This is a genomic window from Mycoplasmopsis arginini (genome assembly GCF_965278885.1).
GTDB lineage: Bacteria > Bacillota_I > Bacilli_A > Mycoplasmatales > Metamycoplasmataceae > Metamycoplasma > Metamycoplasma arginini_B.
Genome location: NZ_CBDIHE010000003.1, coordinates 1 through 23974, shown reverse-complemented (window position 1 = coordinate 23974; position 23974 = coordinate 1). Strand labels below are relative to the sequence as shown.

The following is a 23974-nucleotide window of genomic DNA, read 5'->3' as shown; positions in this document are numbered from 1 at the left end:
AAAGCTTCTATTTTATTTTTTTAATTATTTTATTAATTATTTGTTGTTTTTCTTCTTTATTATATTTAAATAATTTATCAATTCTTTTTGCTTCTTTTACCTTGATTCCAGTAAATCAACAAACTGCTTTTTTCATCATTGAAAAATCAGAATTTTTATAAATTAATTTAACAAAAAAATTAGGTGCATCACATGTCGAAAAAATTCTTGCACTTTTTCCTTTAAGTAATTTATCTCATAAAGCATCATTTTTATGATATTTATAAGCAAATCCAGGAACAAATACATTATCAATATATCCCTTTAATAAGGCAGGTACAGATCCTCATCAAAGCGGATAGAAAAAGATTAATTCATCGGCCCATTTTATATTTTCTTGTTCATTTTTGATTATTTCTTCATTTTCTTTTGTTTGACCGCTTTTATTTAAAACTAAATTTAAATTTAAATCAATTATATTAACTCTACGAACTTGATTACCCAACAATTTTAATTTTTCTTCATAAGCATCTGCTAGTCTTCCGTTAAATGAATCTTTAGTTGGATGCCCCATTATTAAATAGTAATTCATCTTTAATATCCCCATTTTTTTATTTTTTAATTAAAAGAAACTTTCTTATATTTTAAAAATACTTCTTTTTTGATATCACAAAATTCGCCTTTACGTTCTTTGTGATTAATTTCAAAGCATTGCTTGCGAGCTTGCAACGCGTCATCAATTCCTTCATACTTTAAATTAAATTTCTGTTTAATATCATAATATGTATTAACATATATTTCATCAATTTGCTTTTCGCCTTTATTAGCAAAAAAACAGTGTGTAATTTCATGCAAAATGTAATTAAAAATAAACGCTTCGCAATTAAAAATATCTGAAACAAATATTAATCTTACTGCTCCTTTTTGAAAAGTAATTGCAGCTATATCACTTTTTTCGATAAAAGGCATTGTAATTAAAATTATTCCTTTTGTTAAAAGATATGATTGTAATTCTTCAATTTTTTCTTTAAATTCTTTGTTTTCTTTACAAATAATTTTTACAACCTTGCGATATATAAGTTCAAAAGTATTTTTTCTAAAAACACCTATTTCTTTATTTTTTATTGCATCTAAAACTGAAAGTTCACAAAATCTTATTCAAACCTTACTATTAGGATTTGCATAAACGCTTTCATCAGCTAAAGCATTTTCTTTTAAATATTGACTATATTTTTTTAAATCAGCTACGCCGTAAAACCTGTTCATCATCATAAGTTTTTTACTTACCGGCATATCTTTAGTTAATTTAATATTACTTATTAAAGGAAGACTTGGATTAGCGATAATGAAATCTTCTCCGTAATTTTTAAGTAATTCTTCAATATTTTCGTTTTCAACTCTTTCTTTATTAGCATAAATTGAATATACTTCAGATAATGTTCCTAATTCTAAGTTAAAAACATTTTCCATTCCTTCAATAATTGACATACTCAAATTAACGTTAACTTTGCTATTTATAATAATATAAATATATTGCGTACTTAATCCTAAACGCTGAGCTAATTCTTTTTGTGAAATTGAAAATTTTTCTAAATAATAAGAAATTTCTTCACCAAAATTTTTACCATGTAATTCAACATGTCTCAAATCACAAATATGTTCTAATTCCATTTTATTTTCTTCTTACAAAGGCATAATATCTTCAGGTTTAACAGCACCCGGAATTAAATCTTTTATTAAAAAACTTTTTTCTTCTAATAAATCAGTTGAATGTAAAATAACTTTAGCATTCTTATCTAAAAATTGAGACATAACTTGAAGGCAAGCACCACATGGATACAGCAATTTATTTAAATTACTTATAATATGAATTTCTTGAAAACTACCTACTTCTGCTCCGTATGCAACTGAGCCAAATAAAGCTGATCTTTCGGCACAAAGTCCACTCGGATAAGCAGCATTTTCACAATTAACTCCATAATATTCTTTTCCATTTTTATCAATTGCTAATGCAGCAACTCTAACTTTTGAAAAAGGAGCATATGAATAATTTAACTTTTCTTTTAAAATTTCTTTTTTCATAATATTAATTTTACCATTAAACCAATTATTAAAAACCATTTAAAAATAAGTTTAAATTATATTTAAAAAATTAGAAAAATAAAAAGTGTAAAGTATTTTTGCTTAACATCTTTTTTTTATGGTAAAATTTTTCTATTAAAAAAATATAAATTTAATAATTAAACAAAAAATGAAAGGAATATCATGGTTAAATTAAGATTAAAAAGAACCGGTAAAAAATTCCATGCAACATATAAAGTTGTAGCATCAGATGCAAGAGCACCACGTGATGGGAAATTTATCGATGAATTAGGACACTACGACCCACATACAAAAGAATTATTTTTAAACGAAGAATTAACAACAACATACTTAAACAACGGAGCTAAACCTACTGAAACAGTTAGAACTCTATTAAAAAGAAACGATTTCTACAAAAAATATATCGAATCAAAAAATAAATAATTATGAAAATAAACATACTCACATTATTTCCTGAATATTTTGAAACTTTTAAAAGTTATAGCATTATTGCCAAAGCAATTAAACTTGGGCATTTAGAACTAAATATTATTGATTTTAGAAACTTTTCACGTGAGAAAAGAAATAAAGTTGATGATACAGTTTATGGTGGCGGCGATGGTATGCTTTTACAAGTAGAACCAATTAACTTAGCGTTAGAAACAGTTCCAAATAGTTATAAAATTCTAGTTAGTCCACAAGGAAAAACATTCGACCAAAAAAAAGCACATGAATTAGCTAAACATAGCGAAATTACTCTTGTGTGTGGTCATTATGAAGGTTTTGATGAACGCGTTTTAAATTTCGTGGATGAAGAATTATCAATTGGCGATTTTATTTTAACAGGTGGAGAAATCCCAGCAATGGTTATTTCTGAAGCTGTGGCTCGTTTGGTTCCTGGTGTATTAAGAAAAGGCAGTCATCAAAATGAAAGTTTTGAAAACGATGGCTTACTTGATTTTCCTCAATATACAAAACCAGCTGAATATAAAGGTTTAAAAGTTCCAGAAGTTCTTTTATCTGGAAATCATAAATTAATTAAAGAATGACGTGAGAAACATGCTTATTTAAAAACATTGAAAAATCGTAAAGATATAATCGAAAGGATTAAAAATGAGAAGTAATTTATTAGAACTTGTAGAAAAAGATCAAATTAGAACTGATCTTCCTCAAATTAGAGAAGGATATGTTGTTAGAGTTCACGTTAGAATTAAAGAAGGCGATAAAGAAAGAATTCAAGTTTTTGAAGGTTTAGTAATTGCTGCATACGGTGAAGGAATTAACAAATCAATTACCGTTAGAAAAGATTCATATGGTGTTGGTGTAGAACGTGTATTTAAGATTAACTCACCTTTAATTTCAAACATTGAAGTTACAAGAAAGAATAAAGTTAGAAGAGCTAAACTTTACTACATGAGAGGTCTTAAAGGAAAAAGCACCAGATTGAAAGAAATCAAAAGAAAATAAGTTTAATTTATATTTTTTAAAAGCACAAGTTTTATATCTTGTGCTTTTAATTTTTTTTATTTTAATCAAATAGAAGTAATAAAAAAAGTTAACACCTTATTTTGATGTTAACCTTAAATAATTATTACTTTTCAAATTCTTTTTCAACATATGAAGAATTGAATAAATACAATAAGCTTCCTCAATCTAAATCAAACTTAACAATATCTCCAGCTTTATAATCAATTTTACTATCTTGAGAATTAATTATTAAATGATCTGATGAACCACCTAAAATTTTAAGATCTTTATCATAAGGAATCATTGCATCAAACATAGTGTCTAATTTTCCAACTCCCAAAATTAATCTCTTAATATCTCCAATGTCTTCGAAATATGGAACGTGACCGAAAGCATCAATACCACATGCTCCTATTGGCAATGAAGATTTGTAATCCACTTCAATAACTTCTGCTTCACATCTAAATGCATCACGATACATTCCCTTAATAGTTTCACGATACATATCTTCGGTTCCAAATATCATTGCAAAACCCATTCTTAAAAAATTAATTTCATTTGGCATACGATTTTCTCAAACCATATGTAAACTTAAAGAGTTACCTCCTGACATATGGGTTAATTTAATGTTTAATGAATCTTCAATTTCGTGTTGTAATTTTACAAATTGTGCCATTGATTGATCAGATGGAATTCTAGCTCCATAGCAACCAAAATTACATCCTAAACCAATTAATTTAACACCTTTTAATTCATTAATTTGTTTAGCAATTTCTAATGTTTCTTCTGGTAAGTATCCTTCTCTTCTATCACCTAAGTCAACCATCAAAACAATTTCATGTGGTTTTAAATTATGTTCAACTACATATTCACTAATTTTTTTAATAACATTAATATCACCATTCAAAGATGAATCACATAGTTCTAACATTCTTGGTATTTCAGAAATCATCGGAATTCTTAATAGTTGTTTGTGACCAGGAATATCTTTGTATACTTCAAAGTTATCAAGTCTTGAATCACCAAAATTAGTAATTCCTGCTTCATGATATAACTCTGCCATTCTTCTATTACCACAAAAACCTTTTGTAACAGCTAAAACTTCAATATTTTTTTCTTTACAAATTTCAATTGCTCTTCTTACATTATTTTTAAATTTTGTTTCGTTAATAACAATTTTAGGAAAACTCATTTTTTACTCCTTTATACTTTCTTTGTTTACTAAAATGTAAAAATCTTTTTTACCCTTTTTAAGGATTGCATACTTATTATTATATTTTTTAAATTCAATATTTTTACTTTCTTCTTCAACTAATTCATTATCTATTAAAAATGATTTTTTAGATAAAAATTCTCTTGTTTCTCGATTTGAAGTAGTTATATTATTATTTTTAACAATATCAATAAACTTTTCATTATTTGAGACTAAAAAAGTCGGCAATGAATCTTTAACCATTTCAATATCTTTAATTGTTAGATTTAATTTACTTCTTGAAAATAATATATCACTAATTTTTCTTGCTTGATTTGCATATCTTAATCCATGAATATTTTTTACAACTTCGAAAGCTAAAGTTTTTTGCGCTAAACGTTTAAACTTCTCATTGTTATGAATGTTCATAATTTCATTAATTTCTTCTAAATTTAAAAAGGTTAGAGTTTTAAGATACTCATCTACTTTACTATCTGATTGATTTAATAAAAACTGGTATAAAGCATAAGGTGAAGTCATTTTCTTATCTAATCATAATGATCCGCCTCCAGTTGATTTACCAAATTTATTACCATTTTCATCGGTTATTAAATTAATTGTTAAGGCTACCGCATTAGCATTTTCGCCATGTATTTTTCTAATAAATTCTAGACCAGTTGTAATATTACCTCATTGATCCGATCCACCGGCTTGAATTCTTACATTATATTTTTCATATAAATTTTTAAAATCTCAACCTTGAATTAATTGATAACTAAATTCAGTAAATGTTAATCCATTATTTAATCTTGTAGCAATGCTTTCTTTTTCAAGTAAATAATTAACATTTATTAATTTTCCAACTTGTGAAAGAAAATCTACTAACGTCATATTTTTATAAAATTCAATATTATCAATAACCTCTAATCCAAATTTTTGAAGTTGCTTTTTAATTGCTAATTTATTTTGTTTTAATGTTTTATTATCTAAAAATTTTCTTTCACTATTTCTAAAGCTTGGATCCCCAATCATTCCAGTAATTCCGCCTAAAATAGCATACACTTTATAACCTTGCTTTTTAAATCTTAGTAATGTCGCAATTTGTAAATAATTACCTAAATGTAAACTTTTGGCTGTGGGATCAAAACCAATATAAACACCTGAATCTTTTGGAATTTGTAAAAACTTTTCCTCATTGGATAAATTATTTAAAATTTTTCTCGCTCTAAGCTCATTAATAAAATTTTGTGACATAAATTTCCTTTCTTTTTTATGTATAAAGACAACTTATTAAATTTTAACTAAAAATAAATATTTTTATTGTTGAAATATATTAAATTTGATTTTGCTTATAATTTTATTTATTTACTACTTTTTTAATTGTGTTTATTAAATATTTATTAAATAATTAAATTAAGTAAAATGTGATTTTTAAAATAATATCTATATAATTTTTGTATTCAATTATTGAAAACAATATTTAGGAGAAAATATGAAAATTAAAATTATTGTTGACTCTTCATCAGGTTTAACTGAAAAACAAGCTAATGACCTAGGGTGAGGTTTCATTCCATTACAATGTGACATTGAAGGAAAAACTTACCAAATTGGTAAAGATATTTTTATTGAAGATTTTGCTAAAATGTGAAGAGAAAATAAAAAAATTAACGCAACAACATCTGCTTCATCGCCAGCAATAAACGAAATGGAAATTAATAAATATATTAATGATTATGATTTAATTCTTATTTATTCAATTTCACAATTTTTATCTTCACAAAATTCTTTTTTAAAGACTCAATTTCAAGACAATAAAAAAGTATTTATCGTAGATTCAAAAAGAATTTCTTACTTAATTTTAAAAGATTTATTTGTTTTTGAAAAAAAAATAAAAGCTGGGATTTCTTTTGAAGAAGCAATAAAACACTTTGAGATAAATAATGAAAAATTAATTTTAATTCCTCAATTTAATGATGCTTTAGTTAAAGGTGGCAGATTATCAAAAGCCGCTGCTGCTGTAGCAAAATTATTAAAAATAGTTCCTCTAATTGCATTTGACAACGGGGTATTAGAAAAAGAATCAATCGGACGTATTTTTACTAAATCATTAGAAAAAACTGTAGCAGATATGTGAAACAATAGTAAGGATAATTTTGAAAACAAAATTTTAGTTGTAGCGCATGCCGATAGTGATTTACTAGATAGTTTAATTTCAACTTTTAAACAAATTACCGAAAACAAAATTCCTGTTTATGCATTTAAATTGCCTGTTGATGTTTCAATTCATACAGGAATTGGTGCAGTAGCAGTTTCTATACTATCTTGTGACGAAGATACAAAACAAAAAATATTAGCTTTTAGTAAAGAATATTAAAAATCGAATAAGAAATCAAATAAGTTCAACACTAAATTTGTTTTAGTTTGAACTTTTTATTATTTTGGCTTAAAATAAAAACAAAATGTTATTTTAGGCTTAAAAATTTAGTAATTAATTAAAAATTATTCTTTTATAACTCAACAAAAAACTCATATGTGTTAAAATTATTTTTAATTAATTATTAATTAATTAATGAAAGATAGAAAAAAGGGTGATAAAAATGGCTATTTTAAAAAACAAAAAAAGAAAAATTGTTTCTTTAATTTTAGGTTCGACAATTGCCGGTGCCACTTTGTTTGGCGCTGTTTTATTTTCAACGAACCAAAAAAATGAAAAAGGTATTGATTTTAATAATCCTTTTGGAGCAAATCCTGAAATATTTCACAAAGGAAATCCTGACACAACAAATGCTAACGTATCAATTTCTGACCGTAAATTAAAAGAGATTGAAGTTCCACCAGTTGTTGAACAACCTAAACCCACACCTAAACCAAATCCAACACCAATTCATCCAAAACCCACACCAGTTCCGCCTAAACCAACACCATTACCACCAAAACCAACTCCTACCCCACCTAAACCAAAAAAATAATAACAATAGAGTTGTTATTGAAATTAATGGTGTTAAGGTTGTTGCTGAAGTAACTCCAGCTCCTTCTCGTCCTTTAGATCCAAGAGATGTTGAAGCGGGAATTACTAATTTAAATCCATATTTAAATCATATTGTTGGCGATGTTAAGAGTATTGAGGTTACCGAAGAATTAAAAGATGCTACTGCTAAAGATTTAGTTAATCGTGAAGGTATTGGATTAAAAAATTACTTTTCTAATTTTACTGCTGAAATTCTTGAAGAAGGTCCACAATTTGATGGTGAAGCACATATTAGAAATAATATTTTGGTTTGACAAAAATTATTAGATAAATTTAAACGATTATTAGATAGTCCTAATGTCGTAAAATTTTTACTCCCTCAAGCTGTTGCTGAATATAGAAAACCAAAACAATTTAAATCACAAAATCTTAAATATGCTTGATTAATCAAAAATTTAGATTACAGTAAATTTAACAAGTTGGCAAAGGGTGCTGAAGCACAATTAAAACAAGGATATACAGCAACTGCAGATAATGCTTATATTAATGAAAATGGTGAATTAGATTCTTACACATATGAACCAGCACCAGGTTACAATAAAGTAACTTCAAGAATGGAAAGAGACAATAAAGAAAGACGTGCTTTTAGTATTGAAGATCATTGAGCAAGAAATCCTGAAGATATAAAAAATGGTGTATATCGTGGATGAAATAAAAGAGATGCAACAAATGATGCTAGATTCCAAAAATACAATGTTAGCAAGAGCGATGGTATTGCAATTACAGAATTAATAAGAGAAAAAGAAATACCTGGAAAATTAAATAGAGGATTTGTTGTTGAAATTGATGCAGCTAATGAAAATGGGTATGCAAAAACTAAACAATTAATTGAAAGATTAAAGAATGATGGAGTAGTAATTACTTCTTACCGTATTAAAAACATGGGTAAAAAAGATGTTAACCAAAAATTTAAAGATATTTTAAGAGCATTACCTGATAACCTTCCGCAATTAGAATTATTCTTTGATCACCGCGCTACAAATACTTCTTCGTTAATTGAATTAGAATCTAAACACATTAAAGAATTAGCGCTATTTACATTAGGAAACTCATTATTAGATGATTGAACACTTAATCCATTAGCTTTAAGAAAAGTTGAATGAGTCAACACAATGGATTATAACGTAAGTTCAGAAAATAAACCTGGCGCAGATATTGCAACTAGAATTACTTTTAATACTTTAGCTTTCGAAGAAAGTGATATTCTAAGAAATGAAAGTGACATTTACAAGCGAATTAACGAAGGCTTAAGAATGGCTTATTATGTAAGAAATAATGAAGGAATTTTCCAAGGCAGTTTTGGTCCTGGGCTTCAACCTGACACAAATGAAGGTGGAAATAGTTATCCAACAAGACTTGATTTCTCAAGAGCTCCTTCGATTAAATCATTAAAAGGTTTAAAATTCTATGATTACATTAAAGCAAGTAATGCCAAACGTAAACTAAAGAATTTAAAACTATTTAATGATAAAGAATATTTTGAAATTGATGGTGATGAATTAGATAAATCACAATTTGATTCAGTAATGGCAATTAATGAACCTCCTTTTGCAATGCCAAAAACTAAAATTGAATTTAGTAACGGAAGTATAACAAGCGCAATTAGAATATCAGGCACCCAAAGATTAAGTGGTAAAGCATTATCAAATCTAAGTGTATTGCTAAATCTATCAAAAATTCATGCTCCTTTACAAGTTTCACAAGGCGCAGATGCACTTAAAAAACAATTAGAATCAAATGGATATCGTGTTGAATATGCAAGTGACAACACATTTAATTAATAATTAGGATTATTTGAGGTATTAAGATGAATAAACAGAAAAAAAGAATTTTAATAACAAGTTTATTAGGCGGAACAATTACTTTATTACCTGCTTTTGGATTAATTTCTTGTGAAAATGAAATCTCAAAAGAAAAACGTTTAATTGAAGAAAGTATTGATAAATTAAATAAGGTAATTAACGAAATAAAAATTGAAAATAAAACTTCTTACAAAAGTAAAGCGTTTTTAGAATCAACAAAAATCATTAATGATTACAAAGAAAATATTGAAAGTAAAGAAACGGACTTAATTGCTTTAAGAAAAACAAAAAATAACATTAAAGATTTAATTAATGAGTTGACAATCGAATTAAATAACTATAAAAAAATTAACGAAGAAAATAGTAATAATCCTAAAGTTGACCCAAAACTAGATTACCCTGATGCTAGATTTGAAAATGATTTTCGTGAATTAACTAACTCACAAAATATTGAAACTAATTTTGATTTAGATTTTAACAGTTTCTTTCCTCAACACGAAAAAGCACATATTTATCCAAGTGAACTTCAAAATCAAGCATCTTCATTAAAGGTAAAATCAAAAAGTGAAGAGCTAAATAAGAAAATAGAATTTATTGTTAATAATATTATTTTAGAAAGCAATGCTAATACAACTGGACATGCTAAAATAAATCTTGTGTTTAGAAATAAAGCCACAAATACTCAAAAGAACTTTATTTTTAAATTAGATGGGTTGAAACATAATCCTTTTAATACTGATAACGAAGGTAATAAACCAAATGGGAACGGATCAGAAAATAATGCTAATTTAAGCGAATTTGATAAGTACGAAAAATTAGACCAATTTGGAAGATTTAAAAAAGATAACGAAGAGTATTTAAAAGCTTTAAAACAAAATTTAAGTTTCACAAAAAATGTAAACAGCTTATCTGATTTAAGACCAAACTTAATTATTTATGAAGCTAAGAAAAGAGAATTTGATGCTAAGGCTGAAGAATTAAAATTAGATTCGTATGATAACTCTGCTTATAAAGGTTTTAGTGTTCCTACATATCATCAAGACGGTTCGTATGATGGTTTAGAAATATATGCAGATGAAGTAGGAAAAGGTGCTAGCGCTATCGATTCATTGGGTAAAAAGAATATTTATCAAACAATCGGGCTTGCTCGAACTATTGTTAATGAACAATTTCTAAAAATAGCCCACCAAACTTTTTCTTTAACATTAAATAATTACAACACTTTTGAAAAAGAAATTACTAACGCACAAAATTCAATTAAATTTTGAGAAGATGCTAATAATGAAACAACTTTTAGAAATCAAATTAATCAAAGATTAGAAGAATTGCGTACCAACAGAGTTCAAATTGAAGAAGAGTGAAATGAAAAAATTAAAAATAATCAAGACGTTCATTTAACCGATTCTTTAAATGAACAAAAAAGAAAAATTCTTGAAGATTATGATAAAACAATTAGTTTTTTCGAAACTCATACAAGAGAAAAAGAAATCGAAATTTTAAGAAAGCAAATTGTTGAATATCAAGCGAGAGCTAATACTAAAAGAGAATCACTTTCTGAATCAGGAACAATATGAGTTCTTGATTATCAACCAGTATCTAATGGAAAATATCCAACAAAATGATATTTCGGAACAAATGCTCACGTTGCAAAAGCAATTACTAAAAATCTAAAAGGCTTTACAATAACTAAAATTAATAACGATATTAAGGTTGGTGCTAAATTAAGAATTTCAAGTATGGACGATAATATTACTTCGTTTTCAAATGAAGATCCAAGTGCAATTCGAACAGTTTTTACAGCAACAGATTATTTAAGTAAAAGTCCCAAAGAATTCTTATCAGATCGTCAAAAAGCAATTTATGAAGACGTTGAAGAATTTGCTGATTTTGCGGTTATAGAAATTGACTTTGAAAAAATGGCACAATCTTTTGTTGCTATTTCAAATGATAGTAATGTTACTTACAATTTTACAAGTCAAAATAACTTTAATTTAGCTAAAGAGATTACTAACAATTATGCTAATAACCCTGATGTTCATATTAAATTTAGAGACAAATCTTATTTATATGATTATCAAGCAATCAATTATCCTTTAAGAGGAAAAATAAGCAAATCATTAGATAATTTATATGCTGTCGGATGACCTGGTTCAAAAACAGACTTTTATTTAAAACCATATCAAGATGATGATCAAAAGGAAAGAGCTAAATGAGGAAGTTCATTTAGTTTATGAACTAATACTGAGTCAGAATATTATGATGCAAAAATTACTAGTGGCGAAAACGGTCCTTCATCATTTCCTGAAGAAAATCTAAACCGTGGAGACTTTTTATCATACCAAATTGGTTATCGTTCATTTGCTGACAAACCTGGTATTTTGGATTCATTTTTAACATCGCCTTTATTAAGTGGACAATTATATGAACACGAAGGTAAGAAGTATATGAGTATGGCATTAAAATATATGCCAAGAAGATGAGCACCAACTGGCGGTTCTTCAGGTTCTTCAGTAAGAAATCAAAACAATGAATTAGTAGCAGTACACCATGCAACTAATAACATAGCTAGAATGGGTCTTTCAGTTGCATTTAGATCAGAAGGGTTTAACTATAATGGTTTATTTGGAAACTACAATTTACCACAATATGACTTAATCTATGGTGGCGGAGAATTCCAAACCAAATCATATAGACAAGCTTTAAAACTTCTTTACCCACAATTAGAAAGAACAAACTTATTTTCAGAAGGTCTTAATGATGAAAATATTCCAAATAAATTTAAATTTACAAGAGGAGGTGAAATATAATGGTTAATTCCCAAGTGAAAGAGAAGAAGATTTATGATGATTTTGAGTCGATGCTAAATAATAAAAAGAAAAACTCATTAGTAACAACTTTAAAATTAATTTTAATTAGCTTTTTTGTTTTGTTATCAGGTTTAATTTTATTTTTTGCACCAACAACAATTTTTTCAAACAAACTGTTTTTTAAAAGTAATATTGAATATTTTCTAGAATTTTCTAGTTTAACAACTGAACGGATCAATTATTTAGCATTATTTAGATTATTTTTATTAATCAGTATCTTTATATACACAATTACAAAAAACTTTTCGAATATATTTACGCACAAGGAATCAACTAAAAAATACATCCCATGATTCGTAATTTATCTATTGTTTTCAATTGTTTCAGTGGTATTATTATTTACTTTTTTCAAACAAGAAACAATGGATTATTATGGTTTATCCTTTATATCAATTCCTTTATTATTAATTGACATTTCATATTCAGTTTATACATATAAACTAAAAAGAAAAACAAATCCTTTAGTTTACAAAAATAAAAAGGCAATAGTAATTTCAATTTTTTCAAGAATTGCTTTAGTATTAACTTTTATCGTCATCTTATCAATTTGAGTATTTTCAATTAAAGGTGATAAAAATGACTTTTTAAATAATAATATTGTTCATCAATTCTTTGTAAACATGTTTTCAAAGAAAGATGCAAAGAACTTATTCTATATTATTATGTTTTTCCTAATAATAAGTTTACTTGTACTTGGAATAAATTTTGAACGTATTATGTTAATTGCTTCGAAACAAAACAAAAATACTGATACAAGAGAAAAATTATTATTATATATTGCTTTAACATTTACAAGTTTAATATGATTTATTAGAGCCTTATTTTATAAGAAAAGTTCAGATGTTATTATTGCGGATTCACCTTCAAAAAATTATTTATACTTAATTGGTTTAATTTTTATTAGTTTAATATTTTTATCTTATGTTTTAGTAAATTTTGTTAAAAAACTAAGAATTAAGGGTGTGTTATTAAACACTATTTTTACAGGTTTTATTCTTACATTAATTTGAATAGTAACTGCAATAGTAAGTTTAAAAAATCAAGAAATTATTGTAACTAACATCACTATTTTATTTGCTTCATTATTTAGTGTTATTAGTTTATTAATTTACAAATTTAAAACTACAAACGAACCTATATATGTTTCTATTTTCTTGAAATTAATTGTTAGTTTAATTGTATCTACATTAATAATTAATGGTTTAAATGCCTTATTATTAGCTAACAATAATCAAAGTTTCTATAATATTTCTTCATTATTATCATTAGATCAAATTTTTGTTATTTCAACACTTGTTTTACTATTTACATTTAACATTGCAACTATTATTAATTTAATTTCAACATTAAACGTTATTACAAGAAAAAATAAAGCAATAAGGGAGGTAATTAATGAAAGTAAATAAAAAAGAATTAAATCTATTTAAAGAAACTACAAAAAAAATAGATTTATTAAATGCCTCTTTTGATGAAGTAAAAAAACAGGATAAATTTATTTCTTTTGATAAGTTGATTTCAACAATTTTACTAAAAAGTACAACAAGTTTTAAAAACAAAGAAATAAATAAATTATTAGATTTACTAAAAACTGCTTTTTTAAATAAACAAGAAATTATTTTTGATAAATTTATAGTTTCTTTTAAATTAGATAAAGAGTTAAATAATTTTTATTTAGTTCCATATATTACAGATAAGCCTGCAACAAATTTTGAGGCTATAAATTTAAAGACAAATTCAAGTTTAATTAAAGAAAACATAACATTATATCTAAATAATGAAATCAATAACTTATTAGCAAATAATTTTTATATCGAAATATTTGAAAACGTTATTATCAAAGGTGATAATCAAAACAATTTATTAAACATATTTTACAATGAGAAAAATATTTTAGGGTGATAGTATGCATTTAAAAAAATGAGAAGAAAAACTTCAAAATTTAGAAGGTATTTTAACAAAAGTAAATAACTCAAAAAATATTCTTCTAATTGATATTATGAAGTTAACTAGAAAGTTAAAATTTAATATTTCTAATGCTTTATTAAACATTAACTTAATTAAAGCTATAAAAGAAAAATATGCTATTAAAAATAAATTGATTAATGACTCACAAAAAGAAAGCAAGCTTTCGCAAAAAATCAAGAATGTTTTCAAAAGAAAATCAGTATTATGAATTTATTTAACTGAAAATCAAAAATATTCAACAGACTCATATAGTAGATATGAAAAAAAATTATTAGAAAATGTTAATCCTAAAAAGGATGATTTTATTGCTATTGGACAAAGAGCAAATGAATTTTGTAAACAAAATAATTTCAACGTTATTAAATCTTTTGCTGAAGAAGATAAGCAAACTAATAATATAGCTTGAATAATAAGTCAATTTGTTAAAATCTTACACATTGACAATAATTACAATAAAGTTAATTTTGTCCTTAATACAAACAAAAACTATAACAGTTATTTCACCATTCTTCCTATCGATCAGTTTGACGTGAATAAATTAGTTAGCGAAATGGATGAAGAAAAAACATTATTTGATATTAGCGATTATAAAATTTACCCTGGTATTGAAGATTTTATCGAAAACGAGATTAATATCTTTTTAGAAAATGCTATTTATTCATTATTAATTGAATCTTCGTTCTATAATGCTAAAAATGACTTAGTTACAACAAATAAAATAATTAACCAAATTGAAGAAGAAATTATCAAAATCAAAAAGAAAATAATTCGTACTAAACGTGAAAAAGAAATTGAAGAAATTGTTTTATTAACAAGATCTAATGAAGGTTTTGGAGGTAAAAAATAATGGCAACAAATAGCACATTTAAGATTAACATTAATTTTATTGTTAATAAAAACCTTTTAATTAGAAATGGACAATTATTTATTAATATCGATGACGAAGATGATTGAGCATTAGCTGATTTAAATTCAATAATGGCCTATGAAAATACAGTTGTTAAAATTAAAGATTTAGATGAAAATAAAGAATTCTATTTGTTCCTAATCAATACAAATATTATTGTTAACGATAATGAAATCAAAATTAATACTTTTAATAAAATGGAAATTTATAAGCAAAATAAGAAAGCAAAATTTGATAAGCCTTTAATCAAGGAAGTGATGGATAAAATAAATTATTATGAATCATTACAAAAAATTGGTTTAAGTCTAGATCAATTTATGGAAGAAAAATTATTGAAGCAAAAACTATATATTTTAAAAATGGAACAAAACTTAAAAATAGTAAAAGAGATTAATTATGAAAATAAAAAATAAATTATTATCATTAGGATTAGTTAGTGCAATACCTTTTGCACCTTTTGCTTTAGTATCAGCTTCATATAATAAAGTATCTGAAGGTGAAGGAGGAAATACCACTCCTTCAAATCCTTCAAATCCATCAAAACCTTCAACACCGGAAAAACCAAAATTAGACCCTAACTTTAACACTTTTGCAAACTTAGCTAAAGAAAAAGTGGAAAAGGGTGTTGAAAGAGTTATAGACTTAACAATACAGTTCCTTGATAACGAAAAAGAAAAATTATTAAAAGATTTAGATAAAGATTTTAAAAACAATATTGAAAAATTAATTTATATCCAAGTTTTAAAACAACATCTAGAAAAAAATAAGGAAAGTTTAAAAACCCAACATACCAATAACTTTGGTTTTACCGTTGTTTTTCCTTATGTGATGTCAATTAACCAGAATTATCATATTTCAAAAGTGGATTATGAAGGCGAAAAATTTGATGACATAAAAATTGGTAAAGATACAAAAACCAATTACTCAGAACAAGTTAAACCTGATGGAAAAATCACCAAAGGAAAAGAAGAATTAAATGCTATAACTAAAGATAAGCTTGAAAAATTAATTAAAGATTACTTCGGTGCTTTAACTAAAGAATTACCTCAAATGATGTATGATACTGAAGATATTCCTAAAATTAATGAACACATCAACATTAAATTCGGAAGTTGAACAGATAAAGAAAATACAATCAATGGTTTTAGCTTTACACATCCAAAAGACTTTGCTTCATGAGAAGAATATATTGTCTCAAAACTTCATAAAAAGTTTGTTAAATTTGACTTAAATCAAAATAAAAACTTTACTTTAGAAGAGGAAATTGAAAAGAAAGAAGATGAACCAATTAATAAGCCTGATTTAGTGCCTGGCGATAAACCAAATAAGAAAGTAGACACCGAGGAACAAATTCAAGCTTTACCAAGTTTAATACCTAATGTTAACTTTGTCCATACTACCAAAACAGCTTCTAATTTAAAAAGTTATTTTGACAATGCTAGTGCTGAAATTAAAGCAAAAATGTTCTTCTTTAATAATGCAATTAACACAAGATATGAATACTCAGTTACTGCATTAGATAATAAAAACAATACAACTTTAGTGGCAACAGTTAAAATTACTGATCGTGTTGATACTAAAAAATCTCGTTCATATAAAATAGAATTATCAATTGATAACTCAAAAGAACAAGAAGCCTTAAATTATGTATATGAAAAAATTATTAATTCAAATAAAAACTTATTTGGAAAAATATTTACTGCATTAGGTGTTGATGATAAAATCAATTATAACGAATTAAGAAATGATATTTTAAGAGATGCGCTTTATAATTTAGTTGGAACAGGTGTTCTATTAACAAATAAATTATCATATGTAGAAGAAGCAAATAAGATAATTACAAATGCGGCACTTTCATACCTAAAAAATCCAAATGATGATACAACTTTAAAATCAAATATTAGAAATTCAGATTATTTATTATTAACAAGTTTATTTTCATCAACAATTAATGGCGCAGATTATTTCTATAGTTTATCTAACTCATTAAAATTTGTTTTATTAAGATTTAAAGAAATTATTAAATTAAATGCCGAAATTGTTAAAAGAAATTTTGATGAGAATGGTTTTGATTTAAATATTGTAAATCATTATTATGACTTGTTAAATAAACAAATTTCAAGATTAATAGCATCAACTGGATCAAGAACTTTAAATATTTTTAATTGATATGATTACTACACAAAATCAGTTAAAGAAATTATGGACAATTTTGCAACATTAGCTTTATTAGTTGATAATAAAAAATTAACAGATAAGAAAGATCAAGACAATTTTAGCAAAGCATATTTTCAAGCGGATATTCAAATTAACAATAATAAAAATAATGGTAAAAGAGCATTAAACCAAGTTGGTTATGGATTACTAAGTATTTCTATAATAGTAGCCTTAGCATCAATTATTTTTATAGCAGTAAAAAGCAAACAATTAAAATCATTAAAATTAAATAAACTATCGATTTTAACAATTACTATAGTTTTAGTTGTGTTACTTCTATCAGTAGTGATGATTGCTTTATAATAAATTAAAGAAAAGTCAGAAATTTATCTGACTTTTTTGTTTTAAAAATTTTTAATTTAAAAAAATATGACCTACATTATACAAAAGTACAATTGGCCATATTTTAAATTTATAATAATTTAATTATTTTTCTTCAGATTTTTCTTGTGATTTAGCTTTTGCTACTGCAACAATAGCTTCTTCTGCTCTTTTGTTGTATGCTAAAACTTTTTCATTTTCTTTTTTGTATTCAGCGAAACTCTTTGCATCATTTAATTCTGCTAATTTTTCAAAAATTTTATTTGGTAATTCACCTTGTTCAAATTGTTTGAATGGCATAAATGTTTTAATTTGTTCTGGTTTTAATCCATATAAATTAGCTAATTGATTAATTTTCGATTCATAATCCTCAGCTGAAACATGTAATTTTTCATCATCAACAATTTTTCCAAATACAAATGATTTAGTTAAATTCTTCTTAGCTTCTTCCTTGTATAGTTTTAAGATATCTTCTTTAGTAGTTTTTGCAAATTCAATATAATCTCTTTCACTAATACCTTTTTGTTTTAATTGTTGCATAAAACCTTTGTAGTATCTTTCTGCTTCTTCACTAATTAAAATTTCTGATAATGTTACGCTTGATTTTGAAATAATTTCATTAATTGCAGATTCAACAAACTCTGAACTATTTTTATGTAATTTTTCTTTTAAAGCTGAAATTAAAACAAATTCATTAAAACTTTCTAAATTAGTTACAAGCGGATTAACCTTAACTTCACTTAAAAATTGATCATTAACTTCTGGATAATTTGCAGTTTTAATTGAGTTAATTGTAACTCTAAATACAACGTCTTTTCCTGCTAAATCTTTAGCGTGATATGTTTCAGGGAATTTTAAGTTAAGATCTTTTGTTTCACCTTTTTTAAGACCTATCATTTGTGATTCAAATCCAGGAATAAATTGGTTTGATCCAATAACTAAATCAAATTTTTCAGCTTCGCCACCATCAAATTTTTCGCCATCAATAAATCCAACAAAATCAAAGTTTACGTGGTCATTTAACTTAATAGGTTCTTCTGAATCAATCATAACAACATAATTTTCTAAAATTTTGTTTTTTGCTGTTGTTAGTTCTTCTTCTGTTACTTTAGAATCTGATAATTTAGTTTCAATTTTCTTATAATCACCTAATTTAATTTCAGGGTATAGTGGAAAAATAAATTCATAAACCGCTTTTTCTAAATCAATTTCTTTAATGTTAAAAGCTGGTCTATAATTGTCAACTATTTTATCGTTATCTTCGATTTGGGTAATAATATGTTCTTTATAAACATGTTCTAAATTGTCGTTAATAGCTTTATCAAAAATTCTAACTGGATCAATCTTTTTTAGAGCTTCAAATAATGGTGCTTTTCCTTTTCTAAAACCAGGAACTGTTACAGTTTTTGCTAAGTCTTTTTTAGCCTTGTCATAAGCTTTTGCTCAAGCTTCACCTTCTAAAGAATAGTCAATAATTAGTTCTGTATTTTCTTTATTAAATTTTCTTGACATTTTTTCTTTTCTCCTTGAATAAAAAATATTGTTAATATTATAACATTATTTATTTAAATAATGCATATAAGGTTTTTTCGTTTTCACTCAAAGATTCTTCATCTTTTTCGTTGAATAAAACTTTAGTTACATTTATAATTGCGTCATACTCGTTTGATGTTTTGTTCTTTAAAATATTAACTCAGTTTTTAAATAGATAAGCACTAAAAACTTGTCTTGCAATTTTACTTTTAGCAACATCTTCTTTAAAAAGCAATAAAATTTCTTTTTCTAATTTAGCAATTGATTCATTTTTTAAAAAAGAACCATCTTTCTTTGGATTAATAAATTCTTTTTGAACATTGTATTCATAATCAATTTCTTTTGTTTGTAAAAGGTCATAAATTAACGTTTGAAATCCTGAGTTATCAAATCCCTCTCCATTAAAAAAGTATTGAAACTCTGAAGCAAACTCGTTTAAATCACGATTCTTTAATTCATTGTATGTAATCATAAAAATATAGTCCATTTTTTTGTTTTTTAATGAATTAATTAAAGATAATGTATCCAAACTAGTTTTAACCTTTAAATTGTTTTTCTTAATTTGAAACAAAATAGTATTTCTAAAAGCTTCAATCTCGTTTTGCATTGCACTAATTGGAAATTGTTTCTTTCCTTCATCTAAAAGATAAACTGCTTTTAAGGGATCTTCGTATCTAATCTTGCTAATTTCGTCTATAAATGTATTAAATTCTTTTTCTAATAAATTACTCATAAATAGAATTTTACACTATTAAAAATATTAATCTTAATAATCCTTTATTTAAATTTATAAATAATTTATAATTTATATTAGATTATTTTTTATAAACAACATTAAACACAATTAAGGAGAAAATAATGTCTAAAATTAAAAAAATCTATGCTTATGAAGTTTTAGATAGTAGAGGTAATCCAACTGTTAAAGTTGAATTAACAACTAAGAAAGCATTTGCAGAGGCCCTAGTTCCTTCTGGAGCATCAACAGGTTCGAAAGAAGCGCTTGAATTAAGAGATAAAAATACTCAATATGAAAGTAATTGATTTGGTGGTAAGGGAGTTCAAACTGCTTGTGATCATATTAATAATGAAATATCAAAACTATTAGTTGGTATTGATGTAAAAAAACAAGAAATCATTGATAATTTAATGATTCATGCAGACGGAACTGAAACTAAATCAAAATTTGGTGCAAATGCGATTTTAGCAGTTTCTTTAGCATGTGCAAAAGCAGCTGCAATTGAAAGCAAAAAACCATTATATGAATATTTAGCTTCTCTAAAAAATATTGACAATAATGTTTTTAGTTTACCTGTTCCGATGTTAAATGTAATTAATGGTGGAGAACATGCTTCGAATACTATTGATTTCCAAGAATTTATGATTATGCCAATTGGTGCTAAAACATTTAAAGAATCATTACAGATGGCAAACAAAGTTTTTCACACATTAGCTAAATTATTAAAGAAAGCAGGACACGGAACTCAAGTCGGAGATGAAGGTGGTTTTGCTCCAAATCTACACACTCATGAAGAGGCTTTAGACTTTTTAGTAAATGCTATAAAAGAAGCTGGATTTAATCCAGCAACAAGCGGAGAAAAAGCTATTGGTATTTGTTTAGATGCTGCTTGTTCAGAATTATATAATAGCGAAACAAAAACTTACATTTTTAAAAAGTTTAAGAAAGCCTTATTAGAAAAAAGACCAGGTTTTGAGGCTTATGCCAAAAATAAATATGAATTTAGTTCTGAAGAATTAGTAGAATACTTTGGTCATTTAATTGAAAATTATCCTATTATATCAATCGAAGACTCGCACCATGAAGATGATTGAGATGGATTTGTTTTAATGAGAAAGAAATTTGGCAAAAAGGTTCAATTAGTAGGTGATGATTTAATTGTAACAAACCCTAAATATATTCAAATGGCCATTGATAAAAAAGCAATTAATGCTTCATTAATTAAAATTAATCAAATTGGTTCATTAACAGAAACAATTAAAGCTATTCAAATGTCCCAACAAGCTAACTTAGTTCCCGTTATATCGCATCGTTCAGGAGAAACAGAAGATACATTTATTGCTGATTTAGCAGTTGCCTTTAGTACTAATGAAATTAAAACTGGTTCAATGTCAAGAACAGATAGAATTGCTAAATATAATAGATTATTAAAAATTGAAGATGAACTAAAAGAAAAAAGTGTGTATTTGGGTTCGAAAGCTTTTTCTAACTTAAAATAATAATATAAAAACTCGGGTTTTCCCGAGTTTTTATATTAGTCGATTTTAACTTTAACAGCTGCACCCATTGAAGTTGAAACTACAATGTTTAAAACATATGTTCCTTTAACTGTTTGAGGTTTTAATCTCTTAACTGTTTGGATTAAAGTTTCAGCATTTTGAACTAATAATTCAGTAGCCATTGATTTTTTACCAACTGAAGCATGGATAATTCCACCCTTATCAGCACGGTAATTAGCTTTACCTTTTTTAAGTTCTTCAACTGCTTTCGCAGGGTTTGTTGTAACTGTTCCAGTTTTTGGGTTAGGCATTAAACCTTTAGGTCCAAGTTTTTTACCATATTTACCTAAAACTAACATCATTTTAGGATCTGCAACGATAACATCAAAATTATATTTATCTTGATTTAATACTTCAGGTAATTCAGAAGATGCATAAACAAAGTCTGCACCAGCTTCTAAAGCGGCCTTTTGTGCTGAAACTTCATCGGTAGCAACTAAAACTCTAACACTTTTACCTGTACCGTTTGGTAACACAACAGCTCCACGTAATTGTTGGTCTGATTTTCTAGTATCTAGGTTTAATTTGATAGCAATATCTAAAGATTCATCAAATTTTGCGAATGATGCTTTTTTTGCTAATTCAATAGCATCTGCTAATGAATAAACATCTTTTTTGTTAACTAATGTTTTTAAAACTTTAGCATTTTTTGTAACTCTTTTAGCCATTAGTTAGCACTTCCTTTTAATCATTCTTCATAGCCATCAATTGTAATACCCATATTTTTTGCTGTGCCAGCAACTTGACGCATTGCAGCTTCAACTGTGTTAGCGTTCATGTCTGGCATTTTGTATTCAGCAATTTCTTTTAATTGTTCTAATGAAATTGAACCAACTTTTTCTTTGTTTGGAACTCCACTACCTTTTTTAACTTTTGAAGCTTGTACTAATTTAAATGAAGTAGGTGAAGTAAATAATTTAAAATCAAATGATTTATCTTTGTATACGGTAATTAACACAGGAACTGGTTCAGCTCCTCTTTCTCTTGTTTGGTCATTAAATGCTTTTGTAAATTCAGGCATGTTAATACCAACACCAGCTAGTGCAGGACCCGGTTTTGCTTGGCCGGCCATAAACTGTAATTTGGCTTTCTTTTGTATTTCTTTTGCCATTTTATAAAATCCTTTCGATAATTGTGGTTCTAACGAATTTATTGAAAATTCTTCCACTTTTTAGGCAATTTAACATTGCAACTGGAATTATACCAGAATTAGTTATTTTTTATAAAAATAACCAAATAAAAAAAGATGAAAATAACAAAATAGTTAAATTTATCTTTTGTCTTCTTTTTTTCTTCTTATTTTAAGCCTTTTTAAACCTTAAAAACTAGTTGCTGTTGATTTTATTTCTTCAATTTTAGTTTCAACAATTTGCTCTGGTGTATATGTATTAAATGGTGCAACTTTTGTTCCATCTATTAATATTGTTTTTGTAACTTTGGCACCTAGAAAATTTCATACTCCTTCTAAATAAGACACATGACTTGCCCATAAATATCACCCATAAGGAGCGCCTTGCGATGCAATAATTTGCACTTTTAAATGATCTAAAAGACCAATTGAGCTACCTTTTTTAGCATATTTATAAGAAAATGTTTTATTAGCAACAGCAATACGGTCTATAAATGTTTTTAATACAGTTGGAACATTAAAATTGATCATTGGCGATGCAATAATTAATTTATCTGTATTTTTTAATATTTCAATATACTTATCTGATAGTTCTTCATTAAAAAAAGAACTAAAATTATTAGAATTCATTCCTGATAATGACATTTCTAATTGATTTAAATCAAATTCTGTAATTTCATCTTCATTATTATTTTTTTTATATTCTTCAATAAATTTTTTTGTAACAGCATATGTAGCTGATTTTTCTTTTGCTATTGGAGAAGAATATAAAACTAAAACTTTAGACATAATAAATCCCCCTAAATTATTAATATATATTATTAATAATATATTATATATTATTAGATTACTAACTAATTAATAATAAAAATTAATATGTAAAAAATAAAAAAACTTGGAATTTACCAAGTCTCTTTAATATGGTGCGGATGAAGGGAATCGGACCCTCGTATTCAGATTGGCAACCTGATGTTCTACCATTGAACTACATCCGCAATAATGGTGCAAGTGATGGGAATCGAACCCACGTAGTTAGCTTGGAAGGCTAAAGTTCTACCATTAAACTACACTCGCAAATAGCGATATATATTATAAACCAAAAAAATACAATTTGTTAAAAATAAAAAAATATTTTATTTTTAAAAATTAAAAATATGGCGTTCCAGTATACGTAAGTAATCTGGCGCCAT

At 25.9% G+C, this 23974-nt stretch carries 23 protein-coding genes and 2 tRNA genes; 13 read left to right on the top strand and 12 right to left on the bottom strand.

Features of this window, described 5'->3' with window-relative positions:
- Nucleotides 1-7: 7 nt before the first annotated feature.
- From ACQW0Y_RS01295 to ACQW0Y_RS01285, 3 genes are read right to left on the bottom strand one after another with little or no spacing between them, the layout of a single operon-like run.
- Nucleotides 8-571 (bottom strand): NAD(P)H-dependent oxidoreductase, encoded by a 564-nt coding sequence (locus ACQW0Y_RS01295; protein WP_427867390.1) that lies wholly within the window; start codon nt 569-571, stop codon nt 8-10.
- Between the two features lie 26 nt (nt 572-597).
- The gene (locus ACQW0Y_RS01290; protein ID WP_427867389.1) at nt 598-1650 is read right to left on the bottom strand and encodes a helix-turn-helix domain-containing protein; all 1053 of its coding nucleotides are present in this window, start codon (nt 1648-1650) and stop codon (nt 598-600) included.
- A 12-nt stretch (nt 1651-1662) separates the two neighbouring features.
- Entirely contained in the window at nt 1663-2061 is a 399-nt protein-coding gene (locus ACQW0Y_RS01285; RefSeq protein WP_427867388.1) for a cytidine deaminase, read from the bottom strand.
- Nucleotides 2062-2244: 183 nt separating this feature from the next.
- Here ACQW0Y_RS01285 and rpsP point away from each other — a divergent pair, with 183 nt between their 5' ends.
- Genes rpsP through rplS form a run of 3 tightly spaced genes read left to right on the top strand, consistent with a single transcriptional unit; the run spans nt 2245 to nt 3528 of the window.
- Nucleotides 2245-2505 (top strand): 30S ribosomal protein S16, encoded by a 261-nt coding sequence (gene rpsP, locus ACQW0Y_RS01280; RefSeq protein WP_057236159.1) that lies wholly within the window; start codon nt 2245-2247, stop codon nt 2503-2505.
- Between the two features lie 2 nt (nt 2506-2507).
- Nucleotides 2508-3185: a tRNA (guanosine(37)-N1)-methyltransferase TrmD gene (gene trmD, locus ACQW0Y_RS01275; protein ID WP_427867387.1), complete on the top strand. Its 678-nt coding sequence runs from the start codon at nt 2508-2510 to the stop codon at nt 3183-3185.
- Nucleotides 3175-3528 carry a 50S ribosomal protein L19 gene (gene rplS / locus ACQW0Y_RS01270; protein WP_004415194.1) on the top strand — a complete coding sequence of 118 codons (354 nt, stop codon included), beginning with the start codon at nt 3175-3177 and terminating at the stop codon, nt 3526-3528. The genes trmD and rplS overlap by 11 nt, the downstream gene beginning before the upstream one ends.
- 124 nt (nt 3529-3652) lie before the next feature.
- On the opposite strand, the gene ACQW0Y_RS01265 is transcribed toward rplS, so the two are convergent.
- Nucleotides 3653-4720, bottom strand: coding sequence for an alanine/ornithine racemase family PLP-dependent enzyme (locus tag ACQW0Y_RS01265; RefSeq protein WP_427867386.1), 1068 nt, complete (start codon nt 4718-4720; stop codon nt 3653-3655).
- A 3-nt stretch (nt 4721-4723) separates the two neighbouring features.
- Complete coding sequence (gene tyrS / locus ACQW0Y_RS01260; protein ID WP_427867385.1) at nt 4724-5974, bottom strand: tyrosine--tRNA ligase; 1251 nt, start codon at nt 5972-5974, stop codon at nt 4724-4726.
- A 238-nt stretch (nt 5975-6212) separates the two neighbouring features.
- On the opposite strand from tyrS, the gene ACQW0Y_RS01255 reads away from it, so the two are divergent.
- The 9 genes from ACQW0Y_RS01255 (at nt 6213) to ACQW0Y_RS01215 (ending at nt 17809) form a co-directional block, all read left to right on the top strand.
- Nucleotides 6213-7094 (top strand): DegV family protein, encoded by an 882-nt coding sequence (locus ACQW0Y_RS01255; RefSeq protein WP_427867384.1) that lies wholly within the window; start codon nt 6213-6215, stop codon nt 7092-7094.
- A gap of 223 nt (nt 7095-7317) precedes the next feature.
- Nucleotides 7318-7689 (top strand): hypothetical protein, encoded by a 372-nt coding sequence (locus tag ACQW0Y_RS01250; protein WP_427867383.1) that lies wholly within the window; start codon nt 7318-7320, stop codon nt 7687-7689.
- Nucleotides 7592-9529, top strand: coding sequence for a putative immunoglobulin-blocking virulence protein (locus tag ACQW0Y_RS01245; RefSeq protein WP_427867466.1), 1938 nt, complete (start codon nt 7592-7594; stop codon nt 9527-9529). The genes ACQW0Y_RS01250 and ACQW0Y_RS01245 overlap by 98 nt, the downstream gene beginning before the upstream one ends.
- A gap of 26 nt (nt 9530-9555) precedes the next feature.
- Entirely contained in the window at nt 9556-12357 is a 2802-nt protein-coding gene (gene mip, locus ACQW0Y_RS01240) for an Ig-specific serine endopeptidase MIP (protein WP_427867382.1), read from the top strand.
- Nucleotides 12357-13823 carry an MSC_0624 family F1-like ATPase-associated membrane protein gene (locus ACQW0Y_RS01235; RefSeq protein WP_427867381.1) on the top strand — a complete coding sequence of 489 codons (1467 nt, stop codon included), beginning with the start codon at nt 12357-12359 and terminating at the stop codon, nt 13821-13823. Before mip ends, ACQW0Y_RS01235 begins: the two co-directional genes overlap by 1 nt.
- Nucleotides 13810-14319 (top strand): MSC_0623 family F1-like ATPase-associated protein, encoded by a 510-nt coding sequence (locus ACQW0Y_RS01230; RefSeq protein ID WP_427867380.1) that lies wholly within the window; start codon nt 13810-13812, stop codon nt 14317-14319. Before ACQW0Y_RS01235 ends, ACQW0Y_RS01230 begins: the two co-directional genes overlap by 14 nt.
- Nucleotide 14320: 1 nt before the next feature.
- Nucleotides 14321-15229, top strand: coding sequence for an MSC_0622 family F1-like ATPase gamma subunit (locus tag ACQW0Y_RS01225; RefSeq protein WP_427867379.1), 909 nt, complete (start codon nt 14321-14323; stop codon nt 15227-15229).
- Nucleotides 15229-15702, top strand: a complete 474-nt coding sequence (locus ACQW0Y_RS01220) for an MSC_0621 family F1-like ATPase epsilon subunit (protein ID WP_427867378.1) — start codon at nt 15229-15231, stop codon at nt 15700-15702. The genes ACQW0Y_RS01225 and ACQW0Y_RS01220 overlap by 1 nt, the downstream gene beginning before the upstream one ends.
- Entirely contained in the window at nt 15686-17809 is a 2124-nt protein-coding gene (locus ACQW0Y_RS01215) for an MSC_0620 family F1-like ATPase-associated subunit (RefSeq protein WP_427867377.1), read from the top strand. The genes ACQW0Y_RS01220 and ACQW0Y_RS01215 overlap by 17 nt, the downstream gene beginning before the upstream one ends.
- A gap of 123 nt (nt 17810-17932) precedes the next feature.
- Here ACQW0Y_RS01215 and tig read toward each other — a convergent pair whose 3' ends face one another.
- Together tig and ACQW0Y_RS01205 are read right to left on the bottom strand one after the other, a co-directional pair.
- Nucleotides 17933-19339, bottom strand: coding sequence for a trigger factor (gene tig, locus ACQW0Y_RS01210; RefSeq protein WP_427867376.1), 1407 nt, complete (start codon nt 19337-19339; stop codon nt 17933-17935).
- Nucleotides 19340-19388: 49 nt separating this feature from the next.
- Nucleotides 19389-20093 (bottom strand): hypothetical protein, encoded by a 705-nt coding sequence (locus ACQW0Y_RS01205; protein ID WP_427867375.1) that lies wholly within the window; start codon nt 20091-20093, stop codon nt 19389-19391.
- A 125-nt stretch (nt 20094-20218) separates the two neighbouring features.
- Here ACQW0Y_RS01205 and eno point away from each other — a divergent pair, with 125 nt between their 5' ends.
- Nucleotides 20219-21595, top strand: a complete 1377-nt coding sequence (eno, locus tag ACQW0Y_RS01200) for a phosphopyruvate hydratase (protein WP_427867374.1) — start codon at nt 20219-20221, stop codon at nt 21593-21595.
- 35 nt (nt 21596-21630) lie between these two features.
- Here eno and rplA read toward each other — a convergent pair whose 3' ends face one another.
- The 5 genes from rplA to ACQW0Y_RS01175 all read right to left on the bottom strand — a co-directional run bounded on the left by rplA (nt 21631) and on the right by ACQW0Y_RS01175 (nt 23858).
- Nucleotides 21631-22323, bottom strand: coding sequence for a 50S ribosomal protein L1 (rplA, locus tag ACQW0Y_RS01195; RefSeq protein ID WP_268164568.1), 693 nt, complete (start codon nt 22321-22323; stop codon nt 21631-21633).
- Entirely contained in the window at nt 22323-22766 is a 444-nt protein-coding gene (rplK, locus tag ACQW0Y_RS01190) for a 50S ribosomal protein L11 (protein ID WP_427867373.1), read from the bottom strand. The genes rplA and rplK overlap by 1 nt, the downstream gene beginning before the upstream one ends.
- Nucleotides 22767-22973: 207 nt before the next feature.
- Entirely contained in the window at nt 22974-23573 is a 600-nt protein-coding gene (locus ACQW0Y_RS01185) for an FMN-dependent NADH-azoreductase (protein WP_427867372.1), read from the bottom strand.
- A gap of 132 nt (nt 23574-23705) precedes the next feature.
- Nucleotides 23706-23779 (bottom strand) — tRNA-Gly (locus ACQW0Y_RS01180).
- Between the two features lie 5 nt (nt 23780-23784).
- A tRNA-Gly gene (locus tag ACQW0Y_RS01175) sits at nt 23785-23858 on the bottom strand.
- Nucleotides 23859-23974 lie beyond the last annotated feature (116 nt).